Here is a 23,623-nt window from a genome sequence, read left to right as displayed (position 1 = left end):
GGGCCTCGAATCGCCACATTGCGGCTCAATCTATGCGAGAATCTGTCAGGTTCCGGTCTTCGGTTGCGCCGATTCCACCCGGCTGCCTGCCCAGGCGAGGTTATCGCTGAGCTGCGCCAGAATGCTGATCGCGTCTTTCAAAGGCGCATTTCCGCTTTCAAATTGCAACAACAGCAACAGGTCGGTGGCCTTTTCAAACTCACCTGGAATCCAGTCGGCAGAGGGGTCGATTTCATCGCCTTGCTCTAACCGCTCGGCGAAATCTTCGACGATTTCCTGACAGGCATTCAGGAAGGCGGCGGGTTCAAGATCGGACGACTCGCGCAGGTCTTCGTAGATGCTGGCAATTGCGGCCAGCCAGTCTTCGAGGATCGGGTTCTCAAGAGGCGGCAATGCCGACTCCAGTGTGGCCTGCATCGAGACGGCGTCAGATTGCTCGGGCGCGGCCTCTGGCCCAACCAGCGTTTCCAGATAGGGCAGAAAGTCCTGTTTCAGATCCGCGCGTGCGGCCTCAAGATCGGCAAGGCGACGGTCGGACGCAATCTGCAAGACCTGCTCGGCCAGATTCTGACCGCCGCAGGTTTCCCACATGGCAAAGTCCGGCTCGGGCTCTTGCGCCATAGCCTTTACCGCAACCGGCGTGCCAATCGGCACGACCGAGCGGAAAAATTCGCCCTTTTCTTTGTTCAGACGCGCCAATACCCGATCCAGCGAGTTGCTGACATGCGGCAGGTCGGTGTGAGTCACGGCCAGCAGACTGTTGGCGCGCAGTTCTTGCGGGACCCTTGCCCAGAGGTGGCGCTCGGTCTCGCGCCATGCGTTGGTGCCGTTGGTGCACCAGATGGCGCAGTCGACGAATTTCAGCAGGTCGAGCGTTTCTTTGTACGTATCGTCCAGTGCGCCGGTTCCGGGCAGGTCGAACAGCGAAATCTCTTGCAGAGCAGGGGTGTTCAACCCGACGGATATGAAATCAGGCTCATCCGCGGCGGCCTTTTCCAGCGCGATGCCGGAATAGACCTTGGGTTCTTTACCCCACCAGCCAACCGTGGTTTCGGGCGTGTCGGAATAGGCTACAATTACCAGAGGCAGTTTCAGGTGCTGTGGCCCGGTGGGCAGAATGTCTGCCCCGGCCAGCATGTTGGCGAGGCTTGACTTGCCCGCCCCAAATTCCCCGGCGAATCCGATATTGACCGCATTGGACAGCCGTTCGGCATGGGCGAGGGCACGCGCGCGCATATCCTCCAATGCCGCGTCAGTGGGCAGGTTTTCGGTTGCGGACAGAAAACGTTCAAGTTGCCTGACGTCCTGTTCCGTCCCGGGAAATTCTATCATTCCGCAGCCTTTGCTAGTACTTTGTCTACGTCATCCGCGCCGAATATGGCGCCTAGTTCTTCGGCAATGCGCTGCGCCTGATCATAGGTCGCCTGCGCCTCGGCCCGTTCATTGGTTTCGCCGCGTCCGGTGCGATGTTCAAGATGCCCTGCCAGTAGCGCCAGATAGTGATCCAGCACCGTGTTCAACCGCTCGAGCAGATCGCTGCGCGCGGTGTCCACCAGATCGTCGCCGATCATCTCGAATTCCTGCACGATCATACGTTCGGCACGTGACAGAACGCTGCGGCGGGAAATCAGACGGGACAGCCAGGTAACGCGCAGTTCAACCGTGATGCCCCGTGTCAGGGCCGTCGTGTCCGGCCGGAACCAACGCACCGCACTGGTGTTCATCCGGTTGTCCACCGGGTCCTGCCAGCCGGGCAAGGCACGCAAAGCGGCGTTGCTTTGCATGTCGATGGAATACAGCTCGCTCAGCATCCGTTGACGCACAACCTGCGTAGCGCCCTGCACCAGTTCGCGCATGCGATCGCGCAGCGGGGTAAAGTTCAATTCGGTTTCACCACCCCGCGCAAGCAGGGGCGAGTCGCCATTGGGGCCGCGTACAACCGCCGAAACAGACTCAGCCACGGTGTCGTCCATAACGCCGCGCAGATTGGCCAGAACATTGTCCATATCGTCGATAATTTCCGACGTCTTCTGCGTGACCAGCGCCCGCAGTTCGGTCAGGGTCTGGTGGTTTTCGTCGCCACTGTCCTCAGTCGAGGCGCTTTCGTCAGCAATCGCGCGCAGATGGGCCTTGCTGCGTTCGACCTCGCCCTGAGCGAAACTGTTGAGGTGCTGCCACGCCATCCGCAACTGTTCGTTGCGCGGGCCTTCGGTCAGGGCCTGCGTCACGTGACGGCGCAGGTCAGGCAGGCCCGAGGCGATCATCGCGGCAAAGCGCAGAACACCTTCGCGGCTGATCGGGCCGGGGCCTTGTTTGATCTCTTCGACGCCATCCAGATATTGCTTCATCTGTTCGGGATGGGCGCGCAGCCAGGCCAGAACCTCATCGTGGTTGATGCCGGTTTCATCCCCGGTCAACGCATAATGAGCCCATTGCGCGCTGCCCATCAGCACGTCGATATCCGAGTTGCCAAGCGCCTTTTCCAGCCCGTCCATCACATCAGCGCGGACCTTGCCGGCATCTTCGGCACCGCCGCCCAGCTCATCGACGCGGTTGATGAAAACCACGATCTGACCCAGTTCCAGCGCCTGCATCAGGCGGAACAGCTTCAGGTCGGCTCGAGACAACGCCTGATGCGCCGACAGAACCACGACAAAGAAATCGGATTCCTTGAGGTACTGGCGCGAGATTTCTTCGCGGATCAGCAGCGGGTCATTGACGCCGGGCGTGTCCGTTACCGTCAGCGGGAAAGGGAAATGGCCGATGTCGAAATAGACCTCGGCTTTGCGGGTGATGTCGCTGTAAAGTCCTCGATCCGAGCCCGGATCATGCTGACCTTCCTCGGTCGGGTCATCCCCGGCGCAGACATAGCGCGCCAGATCGTCCGTGTTCAGGTCATCAAGATCGTGATGCTGACCCAGTAGGTGTTTGTAGCTTTCGCCAAGACGCAGCTTGGCGCGGGTTTTCATCGCCTCGACCTGCTCTTCGATCATTTCGCGCTTATAGCTGTCCTCGTCATCGGGGAACATGTTGCGCAGCTCTTCGCCCTCGGCGATCAGAGATTGCCATTGGCGGTTGTCGAAGAAATGAAACTCGGCCCCCCGCGTGCGGCCCGAGGGGTGGCCAAAGTGCATGTCAGTGATCACCGTCGTCCAAGGGTTCACATCCGACGGCAGGTATTCGGCCTGCCCGGTGAAGCCGTTGATCAAACGGGATTTGCCCGCCTTGATCTGCCCGACAAAGGCGATAGACGGTTTCAGATTGCTCAGGTCGTCAACTATGCGCGAGATGAATTGCTGGGTCTCTTCGTTCGAGACGCCGTTCATTTCATCGGCAATGCGTATTAACTCGCGACGGTTATTTTCACTCATATACCTTACCCTGGTAACTTGTAATCACGGATCAAATTAGACGAAAAGTTGAATGTATTGGGCGCACTCATTTGTCTGTTCCCGTCAGGGACGTCCACAGATTGACGACCGCACCCAGTTTGCGCGCATCATGCACAGCCATAGCGAAATTTTCGCCATCGTTCAGAACAGCCAGCCCGGCCCCTTTGCCACCCGAGGGGCGCATTACGATCAATTGCGGAAGCGGCATCTCGGCGGCTGTGTCCCCGTCCCAACCGGCCAGATCGCGGGCAAAGCGGGCCAGCAGGTCACTATCGGGATGCAGCGGCGCGCCTTCCGCGCAGTCGCCATCGGTGTTCAAAGCCGTACCGTCTGCGCCGGTGACCAGAACCCGGCCTTGGGCAAACCGAGCGGCCCCTTCGTAAAATCCAGTTGCGATTGAGACGATGGCATCGACCTCTTCCGGCTCCTCAATGTCTGAAGAGACCAGCGCGATAACCGGTTCAGTAGGGAGTTCAATGTTTCCGCAGGCGCTTTCTATTTCACTGAACGTGATGCCGACGTCATCGGCCTCGAGCGTGGTGTCAGGTTGCAGCGAGATCAACTCCAGCGGCGCAGGGGCCGCAGCGATATCGGTCACGAGTTGCGCCAGTTTGACGGCCAAATCCTCGCGGCTTTCGGTCTCAAAATCCGGTGCGATGCCCGACTGCACGCGGAACACATCCGTCACGCGCGAGCTGTTGACCTCGATCGCCAGGCAATCGCCATTGGCGGCTGTGAATTCCAGACGACGCGGAAGGATGGTGCCGCGAATGGTGCGCAGCACTTTCTCGCGCCGTGCCTCGGCGGTCTCACCGGGCACCGTGACCGCCGGGTTGAGACGAGCCACAGATGAGCGCCCGATATCTTCGAGCATCTCAAGTATATCCGTATCCATCATGCCGTGACCCCCTCTGGTCCCGTCTAAACTGCGGCCGCGACCGGCCCCAGGCTGAGATGCGATTTCGTCAGCGCCAATCCGACATTGGCGCTGTTGCGACAGATGTAGCAGACCACATGATCGGGATATTCCCGGGTCCGCAAAAAGATGTTCAGCCGATCATTCGAAAATACCGCGATTTCCCCAAATCCCGGATGTTCGGCGTCCTCTGTTCCGGCCATGCGCAGCAGGTTCTCGAACGCCCGAACACCGCGACCCTGAAACAGGTTAGCCACGGCAATGGCCAGACTGTCCAGAACGTCAGCGTCGTCCGGGTCAGAGGTGTTGGCCCCCAGCAACATGCCCGTTTCCATATCGACATACCCGGCTGCAATACAGTCGGGTATGGTCTCCATTGCCGAGGTCAGTGCGGTGTCGATAGACATCGTTTTCTACCTGTGCTCCGATCTATGATACATGCCATTCCTGCCCGTTCGAGACCGGTGGCACCGCCCCTTTGGACTGCCGGGCGAAATGTTCAGCCGAGATCTGGTCGAACTCTTCAAGGAATGCGTTGAACACCTTTTTCATGCCCTCGGTATCGCCGGGGAGGTCTTCGTCCTCAGTGATCTCACGCCACATCGACGCCGCGCTAAGCGGCATGCCGGCCGGGACTTTCAGCAGGTTTTCAAGGCCTTCGGTCTTATCTTCGGCCTGATCGTCAGTGCCGTTGGTCAGCGAAACCACCTGCATATCGACCAGCGCGCTGGATTCCGGCTCTGGCTCATATTCGTCCTCTGCGTCTTTCGACTGTTCCGCCATCAGGGCAGTGATAGACGAGACCGACTGGTCCGCTGCCGGTTCCTCGGGCGTGTCTGCCGGGGATTGCTCTTGCTCGGGTGTGGCCGAAAGCTTTTCTTCGAGCGAGCCCATGAACGGGTCCGGTTCCTCGGCGGTTTCGATGATCTCGGCCTCGGCCAGCAGATCAGAGCCGTCATCGTCCAGTTCATCCTCGTCCAGCAAGTCGAACTCATCTTCGTCGGTCATCGAAGCCGCATGCTCAGACAGGTTCAGTGGCTGGCTGTCCGAGTCGCGGAAGAAAGCGCGCAGCTCGTCTTCATCGCGGTCGGTGACAATGGGTTCCGGTGCCATCTCGGCGCGCAGGCGCTCGGCCTCTTCCGCGTCGATGCGTTCGGGGCGGTCGGTTTCTTCTGCACGGCGTTCCACGCGTGCCGGGCGCACCGGAAAGCTGGTGACGACATCTGTCGCCTCGGTCTCAGGGACCTGATCCACCAGTTTCAGAGGCGCGGGCTGTTCCGTGACGCGTTCCGGGCGCGTCGGTTGCACGCGCGGGCCGCCGGCCAGGCTGTTGTCGATCTGGTAGCGCGCCAAAAGGTCCGCGCGGTTGTCCATGATCTGTTCGGTGATCTCAAGGAAACTGTCGACCATCTTGCCGCCGCCGCTACGGCCCCACAGCTCGGCATCGCCGCTTTTGTCGCGCGCAGTGATCGCGTCACGGGCCGAAAACAGGATCGAGCGGTTGAACAGATGACCCGCCTCGCGGTTTACGCGGCGCAACACTTTCTGGCGATCTTTCGCGCCCAGAACGTCGGCGCGCGTCACCAAGAGCAGCGAGTTATGTTGCAGCCGCTCGGGTAGCGACACCCAAGTGGCGCGTTCCGTTTCCCGCCACGCCTGCGTCGCATGGGTACACCACAGCACGCCGTTGGCCTGACCGACTGCACGACGCCAGACGTCACTGTCGATTTTCGGATCCGAGATACCGGGCGTGTCGATCAGGTCCACAGCCTCGAGAATGTCGGACTCAAGGAAAATCCGAACAAACTGGACGTCGTTGACGCCAACGCTATCCAGTTGATCCAGAGTGATATTCTCGCGCGTTCCGTCGTGGCGTTGCACGTAAGCCTGCTTTTTGCCCCAGCTGAACCAAACAGGCGGCAACTGCGTGGCCGTTACTTGCGTCGGCAATGCGTGTGAGCGCAGCAGAAAGTTCATCAGCGTCGATTTACCGGCACTGAATTCTCCCATCAACGCGAAGATCGGTTTGCGTCGGGACCACTTTTCGATGCGTTCCCATGCCTTAGGAGAGACGAAGCGGGTTTGTGAATCTTTTGCCATATCGCTACTTATGCTGCCTCGTTACTAAGATCTTTCAGGATGTCGCCCAGAATATCGTCGCGCGATTTCTTGGGCGTCATGCCCGCCGTCAGGGCGGCTTTGTTCGGGTCCTGCTCGGCGGATGCCGAAATGCTCAGCAGGGTCTCTTTCTGCTCGCGCAGGAAGTCGGACAAACCGGCCCGGACGTTTTCCAGAACCGCCGCGATCTGGTTTTCCTCGATGTCTTTGGTGATCGAGTTCGCCTCGGATGCGATCAGGCGGGTATAGTCGGCGGCGTATGCCTCGAACCCTTTTCGTCGTTGCCACCAGCGGCGCCACCATGTGCTTTGCAGGTCCAGCGCGATGGTGCGTCCGATGCCCAACGGCGGTGGTACGCGAGGTACGATTGGAGCCTCGATGCTGAATTCACCCAAATGGTTGCCCAGCAGCTTTTGATACAGCGCTTCGACATCAGACGCAGCCGCGCCATACAGCGCCCCGGCCTCTTTCTTCATCGAGCGGGCAAAGCTGAAATAGGCCGCCTTTTGCAGGGTCCGCAGACCCGCCGGATCATATTGCCAGGTGCCTTGTTCGCCATTCTGCTCAAGATGCGCAATCAGCGAATCTGTGGCGCGTTTGACAAAGTTGCTTTCAGCCGATTTCAAGCGCTCCAGCACCTTGTCACGCAGAGATGTGGTGAGTGCCGCAGCTTTCTTTTCGTATTCTTCAGCCACTTTGGCCACAGCTTCTTCGGGCGTCGCACCGTCCAGATCGCGCACGACACCTTGCCCGTCGGACAGGTTCTTGGCCACCGCGGTCGCGCGAATTTGGCTAGCGATGTTGCGTGCGCGATGACGGACGCGGTCTAGCAAGCGGGTACCTGCACCTTCGGCAATACGTTCATTCATCGCCAGAAGAAGATCGGGCAGACCCGAGAGCGCCCAGATTTTATCAAGCGACGGGGCCTGATCGCCGAAACCGGCGGCCAGATAGAAAGTGTTCAGAGCTTCCCGCGATTCCTCGGTCAGGATGTCGGGATTGCCGGTCAGTGCGGCCTCGGCCCACAGGGCGCTGCCGAATACAACACTGGTATTGGCGTCGATATTGTTCTGTTTCAGCGTGTCCTGAATGCGGTCGCGAATCTCAGGCACCTGATTGACCGGGTCTGCCAGTTCGTCGATCCGGTTCACAAACAGAACGATCTGCCGGTTTTCAAACTGCGCGATGATCCGCATCAGCGCCATGTCCATCGTCGTCAGCGCCTGACTTGCAGCCAGAACGACCACACAGACCTCCGACCCACGCAGGCTGCGCAGCGTGATCTGCTCGCGCACCATGAACGTATCGTTCACACCGGGCGTGTCGCACAGTTTCAGCGCGATGGGATATTGCGGAATGTCCATGAACAATTCCGCCGATTTGGTCACATCGGCAAAGCGGCCAGTCTTGGGGTTGATATCCGGGTCGTCTTCGTCGCCCAGACAGACATAACGCTGGATCAGCTCTTCGTCGAAATAGTCGTACTGGTGGCTCTGCCCCAGAATCAGATCGAAATGCTGGCCCAGACGAGCTTCGGACTTGGCCTTCATCTCACCGATCTGACGGCGGATATCGTCCATCTCGTCATCGGCACCGGCGCGGTTGGCCAGTTCACCCAGACGGCCGCCGCCGACCATCAGGTTGTCCCATTCTTCCTGCTCGAAGAAGGTGAACTTGGCGCGGTTGTCGCCTTCGGTGCGCGCGTTGATGTTCAGCGTGGTCACAACCGAGGTCCACGGGTTCACATCCGAGGGTAGCAGGGCAGGACGCCCGGCCAGAATATTGACGATCGAGGATTTGCCCGCCTTGACCTGACCCACCAGCGTCACGCTGGCGGTAAAATTCTCCATCCGCGTCTTGAGCGTTGCAAGCCGCGCGGATGAACGCGCATCGGCCACTTCTGTCAGTTGGTCGATCTGATCCGCCAGCGCAGACATAGCCGACGTCATCGGCGTCAGGGCTTCGTTTCCTACGGACAGAAGGTGGTCGTTTCGGGCCATGATCAGCCTCCGGTTCCAGTGGCAGCAATGTGATGGTGTTCCTGACCGTCGAGAGCGCTGGTCAGCGTGTCGATCCGGGCGATCAGGTTCAGCGCATTGCCCAGAATCGCGGCTTCGTCACCGGGCGAAATCGCCTCGAACGCGCCGGAATCGGCCAGCACTTCGATCGAGCGGAACTGGTCGCTATTCTCAAGACAGGCCAGGCGGCGTCCGGTCGGAAAGCCTTCGGATTTGGTCGCGGGCAGCGGCATGCGCGAGTTGGCCAGCAGATAGTGGCCCCCCGAATGGGTGCGCAGAGCAACACCAAAGCCGGTATTCGGGTGATGGCGGTTCAGGGACTTCAATTCACCAAGAAAACTTTCCCGGGCAAGGCCAATGGCGTCTTGCTCAGCAGCAGCAGAGTTCGTCATGTTGGTCACGGTTCAGACCCTTGTGTTGGAGTTAAGTAAAAAACACTCGTACGGCGCCAAAAACGGCAGAAAAGACTCATTAACTCCCAGCCCTCATCAATCATTGGCAAGGCGGTGTTATTTTGACGCGAATAAGATTTTTTGGCGTTTGAATTGTGGCGCAAATGTGGTTCGGAGTTGGGGTGGGTGATCAACTCATGGGCGTGTGACCGGAAAGCTAATTTGAGTCGTCACGTGCCGGGCATCTGGTCATGTCGCCTTGGTTGTTTGACTGTGACCGTAAAGAAATCGGCAAATCATTCAAAAGTACACAAAATACTAAGAGTGATGGAGAACGCGTAGCTGATCCCGCACGGGCGAAAATAAGTGAATAGAAAGGGCCTGATCTACGGCAATATTGTGCACCCTACAGCATTCAACGTAAGAGTGAATAAATATACGCTACAATTTTCTCGTTTTGTAAGCATTTGGGAAACAATTCGATGTAGCCAAAAACGCGAAGAAAACGGGATAGAAAATTGGCGTCAGAAATGGGGCGGCGAAAAGCTGACGAAAAACGGCGCTTAAAACTCAAAGCTGCAACACCCCCGGTAAAGCCGCTGGAACCCCGGTGATGACCGATCATGCCGGATTTGTTGCGAGGCAGAGTTCAATAAACTTCGGTGCAGGTGAATTTCCCTCTCGCACTCGTCCGCAAGCTTTGTTATTGACCGCCTCAATTCGGCCCGAGTGGCCGAAACTGCGGGTGTGGCGAAATTGGTAGACGCACCAGATTTAGGTTCTGGCGCCGCAAGGCGTGGGGGTTCAAGTCCCTCCACCCGCACCATTCAGATTTCTCAGTGGTGTTAGCTTCCAAGCGCTTCACGAGTGCCGCTCGTGCTGTTGTCGCGGATTGCCTTCTGACCACCGCGCGACTCCTGTGGCGATTGTCAAGAGATCTAACAAATGTCATCATCATTGACGACATCAGCTATTAAACCGGAGGCATTTCGATGAAAGTAGGCGGGGTTCATTATCGTTCGATCTGGCGCGATGCGGATAGCGGCGAGGTCAGGATCATCGACCAGCGCTGGTTGCCGCATGAATTCAAAGTGGTGACTTTGTCGTCGCTTGACGATTTTGCCGTGGCTATCCGGGATATGTGGGTGCGGGGCGCGCCTCTGATCGGGGCGACGGCGGCCTATGGGATGGCCGAGGCTATTGCGCGCGACCCGTCGGATGCGAATTTTGAACACTCCAGCAAGGTCCTGAACGCCACGCGCCCCACCGCTGTCAATCTGGCCTGGGCGCTGGAACGGTGCCGGGCGGCCCTGATGCCGCTGCGCCCCGAGGACAGGGCCGACGCCGCCTGGGCGTTGGCCCATGAAGTTTTTGAGGAAGACATTGATATCAACCGCCGGATCGGAGAGCACGGTCTGGCCCTGATCCGAGATATCGCAGCCAGAAAACCCGCTGGTGAGCCTGTGCGGTTGCTAACACACTGCAATGCCGGGTGGCTGGCCACGGTCGATTGGGGAACCGCGACCAGCCCGATGTACCATGCGCATGAGGCGGGTATCCCGATTCACGTCTGGGTCGATGAAACGCGCCCCAGAAATCAGGGCGCTCTGACCTCGTGGGAGTTGGGCGTGCATGGCATCCCCCATACTTACGTGGTGGACAATGCGGGCGGGCATCTGATGCAGCGGGGCATGGTAGATCTGGTCATCACCGGCACCGATCGCACAACGGCGCACGGGGATGTTTGCAACAAGATCGGCACCTATCTCAAGGCGCTGGCCGCCCATGACAACGGCGTGCCGTTCTATGTTGCTCTGCCATCGCCCACGATTGATTGGAGCCTTGGCGACGGAGTGGCGGAAATCCCGATTGAGGAAAGGCCCGAGCGCGAAGTGACTCATGTTCTGGGCATGTCCGAAGGCCGCATTTGCGACGTGCAGGTGACACCCGAGGGGACGCCGGGCGGCAATCCGGCCTTTGACGTTACACCGAATCGACTTGTTACCGGGCTGATCACTGAACGCGGTGTTTGCGAGGCAAGTGCCGAGGGGCTGACTGGTCTGTTCCCGGAAAAGGTTGCCTGACGCCGATGCCTCAGAATGATGCCTCGCAGACGCTGGACCTGATTCAGCGTGCGGCCTGGGCCTATTACCATGACGGCGTGAAACAATCGGACATTGCCTCCATGCTTCAGGTCAGCCGGGCGTCCGTGGTCAATTATCTGGCCGAGGCGCGTGCGCGTGGTTACGTGCGGATCACGATGCACCCGGATGTGTTCTCTGAGCATCAGCTGGGCGCAGAGCTGGCTGAGGCTTATGGCCTGCAAAGCGTAATGGTGGTTCCGAAGGCCGGGTCTCAGCGCAATTCGTTATTGCGCGTGGCCAAGGCTGCGGCAGATTGGTTGCCGGGTCTTTTGACCGCTGGGGATCGCCTTGGGGTCTCATGGGGGCAAACCGTGTTCGAAGTGGCCGACGCCGCCACCGTGTCGCCCGTAAAGGACCTGACCGTTGTGCAGCTGGTGGGGTCGCTGGCGACACCACTGGGATTTGCAGCGGAAACATGCTCGGCCAATCTGGCGCGACAATTGCGGGCGGACTGCATCAACCTGCACGCCCCTTTGATCCTGTCCTCACCCGATCTTGCGGAACAATTGGCGCAAGAGCCGGTCATCGCAGGGCAATTACAGGCGGTTCGGTCGTGCAATAAGACCCTCTTGGCAGCGGGCTCCTGTACCGAGGACAGCCATGTGGTTGCCTCAGGCATCGTGGATCGTGACCAGCTGCGGGCGTTTGTCAAACAAGGGGCAGCGGCGGTGATTTGCGGGCGATTTATTGATGCCGATGGCGCGCCGATCCCCAGTGATTCTGACGCGCGGATGATGGGCGCGACACTTGACGATATGCGGAACAAAGAAATGGGATTGCTGGTCGCGTCAGGCCCGGACCGTGCGGTTTCGGCGCGGGCAGCGATCCGGGGTGGTTACGCGACCCATCTGGTCACATGCACGGACACGGCCCGCGATCTGCTCGCTTTGGCGGTCTGAAAAAATTGACAGGTTAGACACCTGACGCAGGTCAGGCAGACATAAGGACAAGGATCTATGATCGAGAATTGGTATGACCCAAAAAACGCTGCGGAATGGCGCGCGGCAGCCGGAAGCGACCCCGCCGATCAGGAACTGGGAGAGCGGGTCTATACGTCGCGCCTGATCGGGCAGAACCCCGATCTGCTGATGCACGGCGGCGGCAACACCTCAGTCAAGCTGGAACGACCCAATCTGTTTGGGTCGGTCGAGCGCGTGCTGCACGTGAAGGGTTCGGGCTGGGATCTGGATACAATCGAGGCTCCGGGCCTGCCGGGTGTCTGGCTGGACCCGCTGCTGAAAGCGCGCACACTTGAAGTGTTGTCGGATGAAGACATGGTGGATTACCAGCGCGCCAATCTGCTGTCGTCTTCTTCGCCCAACCCTTCGGTTGAAACCTTGCTACACGCCTTTCTGCCGCACAAATACGTCGATCATACTCACGCCACACCATTCCTGATCCTTGCCGACTTGCCTAATGCAGAAGAGGTCTGTCGTAAGATTTTTGGCGACCGTCTGGGCATCGTACCTTACATCATGCCGGGCTTTGGCCTCGCTAAGAAAGCAGCCGAGGTTTATGAGCAGAACCCCGAGGTCGAGGGTTTGCTGCTATTGAAACACGGGCATTTCGCCTTTGGTGGCTCGGCGAAGGAAAGCTATGATCGGATTGTCAGCCACACCAACGAAGTGGCCGCTTATCTGGGCCTGACGGACCTTACCCCGATCGGAGAACGCAAACCTGCCGCGAATCTGGATGCTCTTCCGGTTCTGCGCGGCGTGATTGCCGAAGTCAGTGTAGACCGCGACGGCGCAATGCCCGTCTTTGACCTGCGCAACGGCGACCATACACATGACTTCATGGCCCGCGGTGATATTGATGCGCTGGCGACCCGGGGCATGGCCTCACCGGATCATGTGATCCGCACCAAAGGGCGCCCGCTGGTGCTGCGCCAGTCCGATCTGGCAAACCGCGACACGATCAAGGCTAAGGTCGAGGCCTTTGCGGATGACTATCGCGCCTATTTTGATCGGCAGGCCCCGCAAGCGAACGAACCTAAAACGCTGCTTAGCCCTGATCCGAAGCACGCGTGGATCGAAGGGATCGGCGTCGTTGGCATGGGCGGCAACGCCAAGGCGGCCTCGGTCGCCGCTGATCTGGCTGAACAGAACATCCGGGTCCGCGCTGTCGGAGAGGATGCCGGGGGCTTCTATCCGATTGGCGAAAAGGACATGTTCGACTGCGAATACTGGTCGCTGGAGCAAGCCAAACTGGGCAAAGGCACCCCGCCGCCGTTTCAGGGAAAGGTGGTGATGGTCACGGGTGGGGCAGGAGCCATTGGACTGGCCACCGCCAAGGCATTTGCCGCCAAGGGTGCCAACGTTCTGCTGGTCGATATGGATCAGACCGCGTTGGACGCCGCACAGGCCGAACTTGGCAAATGGCACGCGACACACGCGGATGACATTACCTCGGAAGATGCCGCTGATCGGGCGATGAACGCGGCGGTGCTGGCCTTTGGTGGGTTGGATATTCTGGTGTCCAACGCAGGCACGGCCACAACCGGTTCAATGCTGGAACTGGAAGATGCGGCGTTCCGCGCAGCGTTTGAGCTGAACTTTTTCGCCCACAAGAACTTTGCCACCGCCGCCGCGCGCCTGATGCAGGCGCAGGGGCGGGGTGGGCAAATCTTGTTCAATATCTCCAAACAGGCGGTCAATCCCGGCAAGAATTTCGGGGCCTATGGCACGCCCAAGGCGGCGACCTTGTTCCTGATGCGGCAATTAACACTTGAACTGGCAGGGTCGGGTATCCGTGTGAACGGGGTGAACGCCGATCGCATCCGGTCCGGTCTCTTGACCGAAGACTTCATCAAACAGCGTGCGGCAGCGCGCGGCGTCAGCGAACAGGACTATATGGGGGGCAACCTTCTGGGTCGTGAGGTTGAGGCGCGGCATGTTGCCGATGGTTTCGTGAACCTTGCGTTGATGGAACGAACGACAGGTCATGTGGTCACTGTTGATGGCGGCAATACCGAGGCCGAATTGCGTTAGCCAGTTCATTGCATCGGGCAGCCTATGCTCCAAACCATAACGATTGACGCAAAAAACAGTGGATTTCGGGTGCGGGTTTGGCTCAGGCTGTGCCTCAGCGTATTCGCTTGCTCAGTAAGGTGACAGATGACCAGCTTTGTGAAACCGGCACGATGGGCCGACCCGCAGATTAAGCTCTTTCCGCATCAAGTGGGGTTCACCTGCCCGCCATTCGACTTTGACGCGGCGCCCTCGGATTTCCTGAGAATGGCCCCCGAAACCGTCGGGGTGCATGGCCGGATGCTTTTTGCGCCGGGGTATCAGCACGGGTTGGACCAGCGAAAGCAGAATTTTGGCCTGCTTGAGGAGTTTGTTGAGTGCATGGCCACCAACAACGCCGATGCCTGCGGGCAGGTCGGGTCGAACTGGGTTCACGCCAGCGGTCTGGGCGTCGAAGGTATCCGCCAGCACTGTGAGATGCTGAGCGAGAAATACGAAACGCCCTTCCACATGGCCGGCTATGCGATGGTCGAGGCGCTGCGCGAGATTGGGGCCGAGAAGGTGGCCCTGAACGCCTGCTATCACCCGCATTCCTGGTATCAAGGGACAGTCGGCTTTCTGCGTGAAGCCGGGTTCGATGTGGTCTGGGCTGGGAATTTCTTTGATCAGGGCTGGTTTGAGACCCAGCAGCAGGTGGACGATTGTGTCTGGTGTTTCGACGAAGACCTGATCTGGAAATCCTTCGACTATACGGCTGAACAGGCCCCTAATGTGGATGCGTATCTGATTAATGGCATGTCAAATTACCGGCGGCCGTCCGATGGCCTGGCTCGTCGTCCGGTGCACCACACTGCCGCGTTGGAAGAACGCCTCGGGACGCCGGTGATCGGGCATGATACGGCGCTGTATTGGCGGCTGTTCAAGACGCTGGGCCTTGCGCCAACATCCTATCACGGGCGGTTGCTGGACAGGTTAGACTCGTGATCAGTGCGCGCTGTACCTGATCGTATTCCGCCCTGTCCTTGGCTTTGCCCCGCCGTCTCGGTCCTTGCGCATGGTCAGCCCAATCCGTTTACGCGGCACGTCGACCTCGACCACTGTGACCTTGACCACCTGACCGGTCTTGACCACCTCATGCGGGTCTTTCACGAACCGGTCCGCCAACTGGCTGACATGGACCAGCCCGTCCTGATGCACTCCGATATCCACAAAAGCGCCGAAGGCGGCCACATTGGTCACGGTGCCTTCCAGCACCATTCCGGGTTTCAGATCGGTGATCTCTTCGACGCCATCGGTGAATGAGGCCGTCACAAAGCTGGGTCGCGGGTCGCGACCGGGTTTTTCGAGTTCAGCAAAGATGTCCCGCACCGTTGGCAGGCCAAATTTATCATCGACGAACCGCTCCGCCCGCAAGCCTTTCAGCGCGCGGTCATCGCCCATGATCTGACGGATATCACGTCCGCAGGCCGTAACGATCCGACGGGCCACGTCATACGCCTCGGGGTGGACCGAAGAGGCGTCCAGCGGTTCCGACCCATCCCGGATACGCAGGAACCCCGCGCACTGTTCATAGGCGCGAGGGCCGAGGCGGGCGATGTTCAGCAGTTCTTTGCGGGATTGAAACGCGCCGTTCAGATCGCGATGCGTCACAATCGCCTCGGCCAGTCCCGGCCCCAGACCCGAGACATGCGACAGCAGCGGGACCGACGCCGTGTTGAGGTCGACACCTACTGCGTTCACCACATCCTCGATCACCGAGGCCAGCGATTGCGACAGCCGGTGCTGGTCCACATCGTGCTGATACTGACCGACCCCGATGGATTTGGGTTCGATCTTTACCAGTTCTGCCAGCGGGTCCTGCAAACGTCGCGCGATTGAGACCGCCCCGCGCAAGGACACATCGAGATCAGGAAATTCGCGCGCTGCCAGTTCTGAGGCTGAATAGACCGAAGCACCGGCCTCGGACACAACCACTCTGGTGGGAGGCGTCGTGGTTTTGGGCAACAGCTTCAGCGTATCGGCCACCAGTTTGTCAGTCTCGCGGCTGGCTGTGCCATTGCCGATGGCGATCAGTTCGATGTTATGAGCCGAAATCAGTTTGAAGATGGTGTCCTGTGCACCGCGCAGGTCGTTTTTGGGCTGAAACGGATAGAGCGTGTCAGTGGCAACCACCTTGCCCGTGGCATCGACTACCGCGGCCTTGACGCCGGTGCGAATGCCGGGGTCGAGCCCCAGCGTAGGCCGCGCGCCCGCCGGAGCGGCGAACAGCAAATCCTTGAGGTTGCGCGAGAAGACCTGAATGGCCTCGTCCTGCGCGCGGCTGCGCAGATCGGCCATCAGCTCGACCATCATCGACAGGGACAGTTTGACCCGCCATGTCCACCCAGCCACCTTGCGCAGCCATTTATCGCCTGGCCCATCACCGCGCGTGTGCAGGTGGGCGGCAACGATGGCCTCAGCCCGCGCCGCACCAGCCTCGGGTTCGGGCGCGATGTCCAGTGTCACGATCCCCTCTTTCGAGGCGCGCAGCATGGCCAGCGCCCGGTGAGATGGGGTTGTGGCCCACAGCTCAGAATGGCTGAAATAATCGCTGAACTTCGCGCCTTCCTGTTCCTTGCCGTCGATCACCTTTGAGGTCAGCAGAGCCTCGCGCTGCATGAAATTCCGCAGCTCACCAAGCAGCACAGCGTTTTCGGTCAGTCGTTCGGTGATGATGTCCCGCGCGCCGTTCAGGGCGTCTTTGGTGGTCGGGACGGCCTCGGTCATGTAGCCCTGCGCCAGAAGCTCGGGGTCGGCGGAACGATCGGCCAGGATGGCATCGGCCAGAGGCTCCAAACCGTTTTCGCGCGCGATCATCGCCTTGGTGCGTCGCTTGGGTTTGTAGGGCAGATAGATGTCTTCCAACTGCGCCTTGGTGTCGGCCTGCGCGATGGATTTGGCCAGATCCTCGGTCAGCTTGCCCTGATCCTTGATCGACCCCAGAATAGTCTCGCGCCGCGCCTCGAGTTCCCGAAGATAGGTCAGACGGTCGGACAGCGTGCGCAGCTGGGTATCGTCCAGCCCACCCGTCACCTCTTTGCGATAACGCGCGACAAAGGGCACGGTGGCCCCGTCATCCAGCAGTTTTACCGCGGCACCCACCTGTTCGGGGCGGGCGTTGATTTCGGTGGCGATGGTGCGGGCGATGCGGTCCAAGGGGGCCTCCTGCAATAGTCTGGAGGAACTTCTTAGCCAGCCGCATCACCAAGGGGAAGAGGGGTCAGACCTGTTTCGCAAGTACCTGCAAATCGTCGTGCAGAGTTTTGGCGATTTCGACATAACCGCGTTCGGTATTCCGCGCCCGCGCGGCAAAGCGCCGTTGCGACGGCAAACGCGCACCCTGATCGGTGATATCGGCGAACAGACGCTCGGCGCGGGCATCGTTTTCCGCCACCCGGCCACCACTGAACTGCGCCGGATCGAAGGCCAGCAGGATTTCCCCGTGATACGGCGCGCCGCCCGCACCTTCGGCGAATTCTATGCTTTCAAGGCTGGTCAGATCGTCGATCAATGGGCCAGCCAGCAACTCGATCATGATTGATAGGGCCGAACCCTTATAGCTGCCGAAGGTCAGCATCGCACCGTCCATTGCAGCCTGCGGATCGGTCGTTGGGTTGCCGTCCTTGTCGATGGCTACGCCCTCAGGCAAGGGCTTGCCTGCGCGACGGTAAAGTTCGATTTCACCCCGGGCAAAAGCGCTGGTGGCGAAGTCAAAGGTGAAGGGGTCTTTGCCCTGGCGCGGCCAGCTAAAGGCCAGCGGGTTGGTGCCAAGGCTGCCTCTTGTGCCACCCGCCGGGGCGACCCAGGCATGGCTTGGACCCATCGCCATCGCGGCCAGACCGGCCGAGGACAGACGTTCGACCTCGGGCCAAAGCGCTGAGAAGTGGAAACACCGGTTGATCGCCATTGCGGCAATGCCGTGGGCGCGGGTTTTCTCGATCAGCACCGGCAGGGCTTTTTCAAAGGCCAGCAGAGACATTCCGCCCTGTGCGTCGACACGGACGACCGCGTTGTCCGACGGGTCCAACACCGGTTCGACATGGCCGTCGATCCGCCCGGCTTTCATCGTCTCCGCGCACATGAACAGCCGGAACAATCCGTGCGATTGGCAATCGTCGATCTGACAGGCGGTCAGGGTGTCGGCAATTGCCGCCGCGTGATCCGGACCAAAGCCCGATTTGGTCAGGATCGACAGGCTCAGGTCCCGGATCTCATCCAATGTCAGTTTGACCATCTCGCTCATGCCCTGCGCCTTTCTATTCAGTGTGCGGACAAGGGATAGCGTGACAGAGCGGGGAAAGGGAACCCGGTTTCCACCGGGTTCAGGATCAGCCCTGTGCTTCGGATTGCAGATAGGCGAGCAGGTTGGTGATATCCTCGTCCTTTTTCAGGCCGGGGAATTGCATTTTGTTGCCGGGGATGGTGCCGCGCGGATCAGACAGGAACGCGGTCAGGGTTTCGGTGGTCCAGACGATGCCGGATTCTTTCAAAGGCGCAGAGTAGCGGAACCCGTCGACCTGCCCGGCCGAGGCACCGATGATTCCATGCAGCGACGGTCCAACGGTGTGGCGGTCCTGGTCCAGCTTGTGACAGGCGCTGCATTTGCGGAAGACTTTCTTGCCCGCTTTGACGTCGCCGGTTACGGCAGCGACTGCGACTGGGGCGGGATCAACCGCCGCCTGTTCGCCGTCCATGTCAAAAATCAGCCGCGCGGTCACTGGCACAGTCCGGGTGATCCCGGGCAGGCTGGCCAGTTCCATCAGCTTGTCTACGCCCGCATTCACACCTGCATCTTCGGTGCTGATGAACACCATGTCATTGGTCGACACCATCACCTGAGTCTCGGACAGGCGGGCCACGAACATCTCGGCCTCAAAGGAGACATTTGTGCCGACCAGAGACAACACGGCGTCAGCATAGACGGTGGTTGTTTCACCGACACCCAAACCTGAAACCTCGGCCATATCGAACTCAGCGGTCAGGGATGCGGAGCCTGCTTTCCGGAACACGTGTTCGATCATCCGTTCGTTGCGAATGTCGATATTGGTCTCGACCGAGGACAGGTCGATCTCGATCTCGGCCTTGCCTTCAGGCGTGACATGACCGCTGAGCCCGGTGAAGGAATTGACCTCGCCCACGCTGTCTTTCTTGATCGTTCCATAGGCCAGATGCGAGCCTTCGGGGGTAAGTGTCCAGCTTGTAGCCAAAACCGGGGTTGCAACAATTGCCGACGCAATCGTGACTGCCTTCAACAGAAGTTTCATTTCATTCCTCCTCGGGTTATGTCAGTCCTGACCCCGCGGGCCCGGTCCGTGCATACCAAACACACACAGGTCGCGATTTATTCGATGGGTGGTGAGATTAGTTCAGAACAGGCCGTGCGCGGCGCGATCCAGACCCACTCAAGACGGGTCTGGCGGTTTGGACTCGCTCTGTCCGGTGCGTCGGACGTGGCCGATGATCTGCTGCAATCCACATGCCTGCGCGCGTTAGAGCGCCACCATCAGGTGACATCGTTCGACCGGCTGGACAGTTGGCTGATGACAATCTGCCGCTCAATCTGGTTGAACGAGGTGCGCGCGCGCTCGGTTCGCAAGGCTAAGGCACTGTCTGTCACGCCCGAGGCAGAATTAATTTCACATGAAGCCGATTCCGAAACGAATATTTTCGCTGCTGAAGTGTTTACCCAAGTGATGCAGCTGCCAGAAGCGCAGCGGGAAACGGTTATGCTTGTGTTCGTCGAGGGTTACAGCTACCGCGAGGCCGCCGCGTTGCTGGAGGTGCCGATAGGGACTATTATGAGCCGGTTGTCCAACGCCCGGCAAAAACTGAAAAATGTGATGCAGCATGAGGCGGCAGACGCCGTTCGACGGAGTGGCAAATGAAGTTTTCCGATGAGACGCTGAAAGCGTATCTGGAAGGCACACTGGACGAGGCCGAAGCCCGCGCCATCGAAGACGCGGTTGAGGCTGATCCCGATTTGGAACAGTGCCTGATGGCGTTGGACTCGTTTGCGCCAGTGGTGCAGTCGGTGTTTGAGCGTTTGCCCGCCGAAACCCCTCAGGTCGATTTGCCCAACCCGGTCGCGGCTGCGCCGGTGCGATCCGCAGGTGGCGGTTTGCGGTTGTTGGCCGTTGCTGCCTCGGTCGCGGTTGTGGCTGTCGCGGCAACCTTCTGGGCAACGCGTCCGCAGCCGTTGGGATGGGCGGCGCAAGCCGCGATTTACCAGTCGCTCTATGTGCCAGATACGATTGCGTCTTTGGACACCTCGCCTCAGGCACTGGATGCGCAATTTGCGCTGGCCGAAGAACAGCTTGGCAGGTCGCTGGACCGCGAAGCGCTTGAGGCACTTCCGGGGATGGAGCTGAAGCGCGCGCAGGTTCTGTCGTTCAAGGGCAAACCGCTGATTCAAGTGGTTTTTGCCGACGCGCAGGGCCAGCCCTTTGCGTTCTGTGTGATCCGACAGGGCGAGGGCGCGCCGAACAAGGATGTGAAACAGGCGGTGCTCAGCGGTTTGGCGACAGCGACTTGGGCGCAGGACGGGTACGGGTACATGCTGATTGGCAGCAACGCGCAGGCCGATCTGGAAGGTCAGCTGGATTTCCTGACCTCCCGTTTTGCTGGCTGAAAAAACGCCTTGTGAACCTGCTCAAATCCCAGAAATATACCGGGTATGACGACAAAGCCTGTCAGACCTGACCCGGATGAGGACGCCGACGCGGTAGGTCCTGCAAGCATCTATGACACTGACCCGCCCGAAGACGACGATCTGTGGTTCCTGCCGCCGGATGAGGAAGAGACGGTTGAGGTCTATCTGCCTCCGGGGCCTAAGGCGGATCAGCGTTTGCTGTTCGATCCGCGCGACTGGCGCGCTGCACAGGCGGAATTGTCCTTTGAGCTGGCCGATCTGGCCGTCACCTTCGGCGCGCTGGACGAACGCCTGAATGCCGGGCCTGAGGGTTGGACCCATCGTCTGGCGCTGATGGATGTGTCTGATCTGGGCTGGTGGACCGGCGACCGGATCAGTGTTGACCGGCTGGCCCTGTGGACTGGCCTTCGGATCGGCGCGACCGGAGACGATGTGCAGGCCCTGTTCCGCGCGGGTTGGGCCGTGCGACGGCTGACCTCGGGTCCGGGGCCGTCCGAAGGCGGATGGGAGAGCGGGTTGACCGCCTTTCTGGATCGCTTGGCGCAGGGCATTGAGGAAATTCCCGAAGCGGTGGCCGATCTGGCCGAGGTGATGCGCAACGCCGAAGGGCTGCATCCCGTCACGCAGGCGGCGATGGCGTTTCACGCCTGGCGCGCGTTGTCGCCGGGGATCGGGCAGGATACCGAGGCAGCGATCATCGCGGCCCGCCATGCGGCGACGATGGGGCGGGGTGGGGCCAGGTTCATGCCTCTGGCGCTGTCTGGTCCGGGGGCGCTGCGCGGGGTGGGCGAGCCGGACGAAAAGCTTGCTGCATGGATTCGGGGCGTGGGGCAGGCCGCTCTTGCGGCGTTGCTGCATCTGGATCGGATTCGCGCTTGGGAACAGCGCGCCCGCGACGCGACCAGCGGGCTCAGCGGGCGAACACCGCCTTTGCTGATTGACGTGCTGACGGCGTGGCCGATGGTCTCGGCGCCGCTGGCCGAAGAACTGACCAAAGCCTCACGTGCCGCCGTCCAACGCAATATCGACCGGTTCACCCGGCGCGGGCTGATCCGCGAAGTGACGGGACAGGGCCGTTACCGGGTCTGGACCGCCGCGCTGTAATCCAGCACCCAGTCGCGAAAGGCCCGGGCCGGTGGGCGCAGCGCGCTACGGGATGGGTAGATCAGGTGATACGCCTCTTGCCCGGCGACCTTGATATCTGGCAGGCAGGGGACAAGCCCCGAAAGTTGCATGATCCGATCCGATGCAGGCGCGCGGGCCAGCGCTATGCCGCCGCCGCTGGCGGATAGCTCGGCTGCCATAAGGGAATTGTCAGCAAAGAAGTATCGCGCCTGACCCGCGGGTAGGCGCAGGGTTTCAAACAGATGCAACCAGCTGGCGCGATGGGTCGACACCTCGATCAACGGAAACCGGAACAGATCTTGCGGATGCTGTATTTGCGCGGCGATCTCTGGCGGCGCGACGGGATACAGGCGTTCGCGCAGCAACTCGTCGCCCTCGGTGCCAAACAGTGCGGGGTTGCCGAACACGATCTGCACATCGGTAAACCGATTGGCAAAATCCGAAGTCTGGTTGCCTGTGGTCAGCGATAGATTGATCTGCGGGTGGGCGGCCTGAAACTCTGGCAGCCCCTTGCCCAAAATCCCGTGTGCAAACAGCAGAACGGATTGTACGAACAACCGCTGCGCGCGGGTCTCACCGAACAGCCCGGTCGTGGCGGTTTCCAGCATCAACAGCGATTGCTGGACCGAGGGCAAATAGGCCCGCCCCGCCTCAGTCAGGGTCACGGCATGGGCATGGCGGTGAAACAGGGGCGTGCCCAGCTGGCTCTCTAACGCCTTAACCTGCTGGCTGATAGCCGCCGCAGACATGTTCAGTTGACTGGCCGCGCGGGCAAAACTTTCGGTGCGGGCGGCGGCCTCGAACACGCGCAACCAGTTGAGGGAGGGGATACGAGAGGACATGATTGCAGGCTAAGCTGAACTTATCCTGACGGGCAAGAGGTTCCGTGCTGAACCTGCGGCGATCTGAATTACCATGCCAATGAACGCATCCATGAGGTACCCCATGCCGCTGGCCACCAACGCGCTGACATCTGAACAAACCGACAAATACTGGGAGGAGGGATTCCTATTCCCACTGACCGTCTTGCCCGAGGACGAAACCGCGGAAATCCGCGCTGAGTTAGAGCGGATCGAACAAGACTGGCTGACGGCGGATTTGCCCTTGCCGCTGAACACCTACAAGCGCGTGAATGCGCATTTGGTGATCCCACTGGCGGCCAAAATCGCGCTGGACCCACGGGTGTTGGACGTGGTCGAGGGCGTTCTGGGGTCGGATATCATGGTCTGGTCGGCCGAGTTTTTCATCAAAGAGGCCCATACCGATCATGTCGTCGGCATGCATCAGGACCTGACCTATTGGGGCATGGGTGAGACGCCGGATCAGGTCACGGCGTGGATTGCGCTATCTCCAGCCACGGTCGAAAGCGGCTGCATGGATTTTGTGCGCGGCAGCCACAAGAACCCGATCCTGCCGCACAACGATACCTATTCCGACACCAACCTTTTGTCGCGCGGGCAAGAGGTGGCGGTCGATGTCGCTGAGGAAGACAAAACCCACATCGAACTGGCCCCGGGGCAGATGTCGCTGCATCACGGGCTGACGATCCACGGGTCCGGTCCAAACCGGTCTGATGACCGCCGGATCGGGTTGGCCATCCGTTATCTGAATCCGAATGCCAAGCAACTGGTCGCGGATCGGGACTATGCGCTGATGGCGCGCGGAACGGATGGGCAGTCCAACTTTGTGCATGTCGAGCCGCCGCGGGACTTGTTTTCCGACGAAGCGCTTGCGCTATACGATCAAGTGCGCCGCGATCAGAGCAAGGCGCTGGCGGAAGGGGCAAAAAGTTCAGTCCCGTTATACGCAGCGCAGTAAGCGAATTCCGGACGAGGCCAGATGGCCTCGTCTTTGTTTACCA

19 protein-coding genes and 1 tRNA gene are annotated in these 23,623 nt (G+C 60.0%); 9 read left to right on the top strand and 11 right to left on the bottom strand.

The window, feature by feature from the left end:
* Nucleotides 1-45 precede the first annotated feature (45 nt).
* From ACOQOY_RS02940 to ACOQOY_RS02910, 7 genes are all read right to left on the bottom strand, one after another.
* On the bottom strand, nucleotides 46-1,332 hold the full coding sequence (locus tag ACOQOY_RS02940) for a dynamin family protein (protein ID WP_420583991.1): 1,287 nt from the start codon (nucleotides 1,330-1,332) through the stop codon (nucleotides 46-48).
* Entirely contained in the window at nucleotides 1,329-3,371 is a 2,043-nt protein-coding gene (locus tag ACOQOY_RS02935; protein ID WP_420583990.1) for a dynamin family protein, read from the bottom strand. Before ACOQOY_RS02935 ends, ACOQOY_RS02940 begins: the two co-directional genes overlap by 4 nt.
* Nucleotides 3,372-3,438: 67 nt before the next feature.
* Nucleotides 3,439-4,290: a hypothetical protein gene (locus ACOQOY_RS02930; RefSeq protein ID WP_420583989.1), complete on the bottom strand. Its 852-nt coding sequence runs from the start codon at nucleotides 4,288-4,290 to the stop codon at nucleotides 3,439-3,441.
* Between the two features lie 23 nt (nucleotides 4,291-4,313).
* Complete coding sequence (locus ACOQOY_RS02925; protein ID WP_420583988.1) at nucleotides 4,314-4,715, bottom strand: hypothetical protein; 402 nt, start codon at nucleotides 4,713-4,715, stop codon at nucleotides 4,314-4,316.
* Between the two features lie 22 nt (nucleotides 4,716-4,737).
* Nucleotides 4,738-6,408: a dynamin family protein gene (locus tag ACOQOY_RS02920; protein WP_420583987.1), complete on the bottom strand. Its 1,671-nt coding sequence runs from the start codon at nucleotides 6,406-6,408 to the stop codon at nucleotides 4,738-4,740.
* Between the two features lie 8 nt (nucleotides 6,409-6,416).
* Nucleotides 6,417-8,426 (bottom strand): dynamin family protein, encoded by a 2,010-nt coding sequence (locus ACOQOY_RS02915; protein ID WP_420583986.1) that lies wholly within the window; start codon nucleotides 8,424-8,426, stop codon nucleotides 6,417-6,419.
* 2 nt (nucleotides 8,427-8,428) lie between these two features.
* The gene (locus tag ACOQOY_RS02910; RefSeq protein ID WP_420584027.1) at nucleotides 8,429-8,836 is read right to left on the bottom strand and encodes a hypothetical protein; all 408 of its coding nucleotides are present in this window, start codon (nucleotides 8,834-8,836) and stop codon (nucleotides 8,429-8,431) included.
* Between the two features lie 741 nt (nucleotides 8,837-9,577).
* Here ACOQOY_RS02910 and ACOQOY_RS02905 point away from each other — a divergent pair.
* The 5 genes from ACOQOY_RS02905 (at nucleotide 9,578) to ACOQOY_RS02885 (ending at nucleotide 14,933) form a co-directional block, all read left to right on the top strand.
* A tRNA-Leu gene (locus tag ACOQOY_RS02905) sits at nucleotides 9,578-9,662 on the top strand.
* 166 nt (nucleotides 9,663-9,828) lie between these two features.
* Nucleotides 9,829-10,920 (top strand): S-methyl-5-thioribose-1-phosphate isomerase, encoded by a 1,092-nt coding sequence (mtnA, locus tag ACOQOY_RS02900; RefSeq protein ID WP_420583985.1) that lies wholly within the window; start codon nucleotides 9,829-9,831, stop codon nucleotides 10,918-10,920.
* A gap of 5 nt (nucleotides 10,921-10,925) precedes the next feature.
* Complete coding sequence (locus ACOQOY_RS02895; RefSeq protein ID WP_420583984.1) at nucleotides 10,926-11,879, top strand: sugar-binding transcriptional regulator; 954 nt, start codon at nucleotides 10,926-10,928, stop codon at nucleotides 11,877-11,879.
* A gap of 57 nt (nucleotides 11,880-11,936) precedes the next feature.
* Nucleotides 11,937-13,970: a bifunctional aldolase/short-chain dehydrogenase gene (locus ACOQOY_RS02890; RefSeq protein WP_420583983.1), complete on the top strand. Its 2,034-nt coding sequence runs from the start codon at nucleotides 11,937-11,939 to the stop codon at nucleotides 13,968-13,970.
* A gap of 126 nt (nucleotides 13,971-14,096) precedes the next feature.
* Complete coding sequence (locus ACOQOY_RS02885; RefSeq protein ID WP_420583982.1) at nucleotides 14,097-14,933, top strand: hypothetical protein; 837 nt, start codon at nucleotides 14,097-14,099, stop codon at nucleotides 14,931-14,933.
* On the opposite strand, the gene ACOQOY_RS02880 is transcribed toward ACOQOY_RS02885, so the two are convergent.
* The 3 genes from ACOQOY_RS02880 to ACOQOY_RS02870 form a co-directional block, all read right to left on the bottom strand.
* Nucleotides 14,934-17,144 carry a Tex family protein gene (locus ACOQOY_RS02880; RefSeq protein WP_420583981.1) on the bottom strand — a complete coding sequence of 737 codons (2,211 nt, stop codon included), beginning with the start codon at nucleotides 17,142-17,144 and terminating at the stop codon, nucleotides 14,934-14,936.
* A gap of 64 nt (nucleotides 17,145-17,208) precedes the next feature.
* A complete protein-coding gene (locus ACOQOY_RS02875) occupies nucleotides 17,209-18,231 on the bottom strand; it encodes an Ldh family oxidoreductase (protein ID WP_420583980.1) in 1,023 nt (340 codons plus the stop codon).
* 85 nt (nucleotides 18,232-18,316) lie between these two features.
* Nucleotides 18,317-19,252, bottom strand: a complete 936-nt coding sequence (locus ACOQOY_RS02870) for a c-type cytochrome (RefSeq protein WP_420583979.1) — start codon at nucleotides 19,250-19,252, stop codon at nucleotides 18,317-18,319.
* A 48-nt stretch (nucleotides 19,253-19,300) separates the two neighbouring features.
* Here ACOQOY_RS02870 and ACOQOY_RS02865 point away from each other — a divergent pair, with 48 nt between their 5' ends.
* Genes ACOQOY_RS02865 through ACOQOY_RS02855 form a run of 3 tightly spaced genes read left to right on the top strand, consistent with a single transcriptional unit; the run spans nucleotide 19,301 to nucleotide 21,741 of the window.
* Nucleotides 19,301-19,873: an RNA polymerase sigma factor gene (locus ACOQOY_RS02865; protein ID WP_420583978.1), complete on the top strand. Its 573-nt coding sequence runs from the start codon at nucleotides 19,301-19,303 to the stop codon at nucleotides 19,871-19,873.
* Complete coding sequence (locus ACOQOY_RS02860; RefSeq protein WP_420583977.1) at nucleotides 19,870-20,616, top strand: hypothetical protein; 747 nt, start codon at nucleotides 19,870-19,872, stop codon at nucleotides 20,614-20,616. Before ACOQOY_RS02865 ends, ACOQOY_RS02860 begins: the two co-directional genes overlap by 4 nt.
* Before the next feature lie 45 nt (nucleotides 20,617-20,661).
* Nucleotides 20,662-21,741: a helix-turn-helix domain-containing protein gene (locus ACOQOY_RS02855; RefSeq protein ID WP_420583976.1), complete on the top strand. Its 1,080-nt coding sequence runs from the start codon at nucleotides 20,662-20,664 to the stop codon at nucleotides 21,739-21,741.
* Here ACOQOY_RS02855 and ACOQOY_RS02850 read toward each other — a convergent pair.
* Complete coding sequence (locus ACOQOY_RS02850; protein WP_420583975.1) at nucleotides 21,714-22,604, bottom strand: LysR substrate-binding domain-containing protein; 891 nt, start codon at nucleotides 22,602-22,604, stop codon at nucleotides 21,714-21,716. The genes ACOQOY_RS02855 and ACOQOY_RS02850 overlap by 28 nt on opposite strands.
* A 103-nt stretch (nucleotides 22,605-22,707) precedes the next feature.
* On the opposite strand from ACOQOY_RS02850, the gene ACOQOY_RS02845 reads away from it, so the two are divergent.
* A complete protein-coding gene (locus ACOQOY_RS02845) occupies nucleotides 22,708-23,580 on the top strand; it encodes a phytanoyl-CoA dioxygenase family protein (protein WP_420583974.1) in 873 nt (290 codons plus the stop codon).
* Nucleotides 23,581-23,623 lie beyond the last annotated feature (43 nt).

Source organism: Ruegeria sp., assembly GCF_965221235.1.
Classification (GTDB): domain Bacteria; phylum Pseudomonadota; class Alphaproteobacteria; order Rhodobacterales; family Rhodobacteraceae; genus Ruegeria.
The sequence above is the reverse complement of the archived record's forward strand: the minus strand, read 5'-3'. Positions and strand labels throughout refer to the sequence as shown.

What these genes read in the sequence shown, in the direction of transcription:
- ACOQOY_RS02895 (WP_420583984.1), top strand. Translation starts at nt 10,926, where the DNA reads ATGCCTCAGAATGATGCCTCGCAGACGCTGGACCTGATTCAGCGTGCG.
- ACOQOY_RS02920 (WP_420583987.1), bottom strand. Translation starts at nt 6,408, where the DNA reads ATGGCAAAAGATTCACAAACCCGCTTCGTCTCTCCTAAGGCATGGGAA.
- ACOQOY_RS02935 (WP_420583990.1), bottom strand. Translation starts at nt 3,371, where the DNA reads ATGAGTGAAAATAACCGTCGCGAGTTAATACGCATTGCCGATGAAATG.
- ACOQOY_RS02850 (WP_420583975.1), bottom strand. Translation starts at nt 22,604, where the DNA reads ATGTCCTCTCGTATCCCCTCCCTCAACTGGTTGCGCGTGTTCGAGGCC.
- ACOQOY_RS02870 (WP_420583979.1), bottom strand. Translation starts at nt 19,252, where the DNA reads ATGAAACTTCTGTTGAAGGCAGTCACGATTGCGTCGGCAATTGTTGCA.
- ACOQOY_RS02845 (WP_420583974.1), top strand. Translation starts at nt 22,708, where the DNA reads ATGCCGCTGGCCACCAACGCGCTGACATCTGAACAAACCGACAAATAC.
- ACOQOY_RS02910 (WP_420584027.1), bottom strand. Translation starts at nt 8,836, where the DNA reads ATGACGAACTCTGCTGCTGCTGAGCAAGACGCCATTGGCCTTGCCCGG.
- ACOQOY_RS02925 (WP_420583988.1), bottom strand. Translation starts at nt 4,715, where the DNA reads ATGTCTATCGACACCGCACTGACCTCGGCAATGGAGACCATACCCGAC.
- mtnA (WP_420583985.1), top strand. Translation starts at nt 9,829, where the DNA reads ATGAAAGTAGGCGGGGTTCATTATCGTTCGATCTGGCGCGATGCGGAT.
- ACOQOY_RS02940 (WP_420583991.1), bottom strand. Translation starts at nt 1,332, where the DNA reads ATGATAGAATTTCCCGGGACGGAACAGGACGTCAGGCAACTTGAACGT.
- ACOQOY_RS02860 (WP_420583977.1), top strand. Translation starts at nt 19,870, where the DNA reads ATGAAGTTTTCCGATGAGACGCTGAAAGCGTATCTGGAAGGCACACTG.
- ACOQOY_RS02915 (WP_420583986.1), bottom strand. Translation starts at nt 8,426, where the DNA reads ATGGCCCGAAACGACCACCTTCTGTCCGTAGGAAACGAAGCCCTGACG.
- ACOQOY_RS02855 (WP_420583976.1), top strand. Translation starts at nt 20,662, where the DNA reads ATGACGACAAAGCCTGTCAGACCTGACCCGGATGAGGACGCCGACGCG.
- ACOQOY_RS02875 (WP_420583980.1), bottom strand. Translation starts at nt 18,231, where the DNA reads ATGAGCGAGATGGTCAAACTGACATTGGATGAGATCCGGGACCTGAGC.
- ACOQOY_RS02890 (WP_420583983.1), top strand. Translation starts at nt 11,937, where the DNA reads ATGATCGAGAATTGGTATGACCCAAAAAACGCTGCGGAATGGCGCGCG.
- ACOQOY_RS02885 (WP_420583982.1), top strand. Translation starts at nt 14,097, where the DNA reads ATGACCAGCTTTGTGAAACCGGCACGATGGGCCGACCCGCAGATTAAG.
- ACOQOY_RS02930 (WP_420583989.1), bottom strand. Translation starts at nt 4,290, where the DNA reads ATGATGGATACGGATATACTTGAGATGCTCGAAGATATCGGGCGCTCA.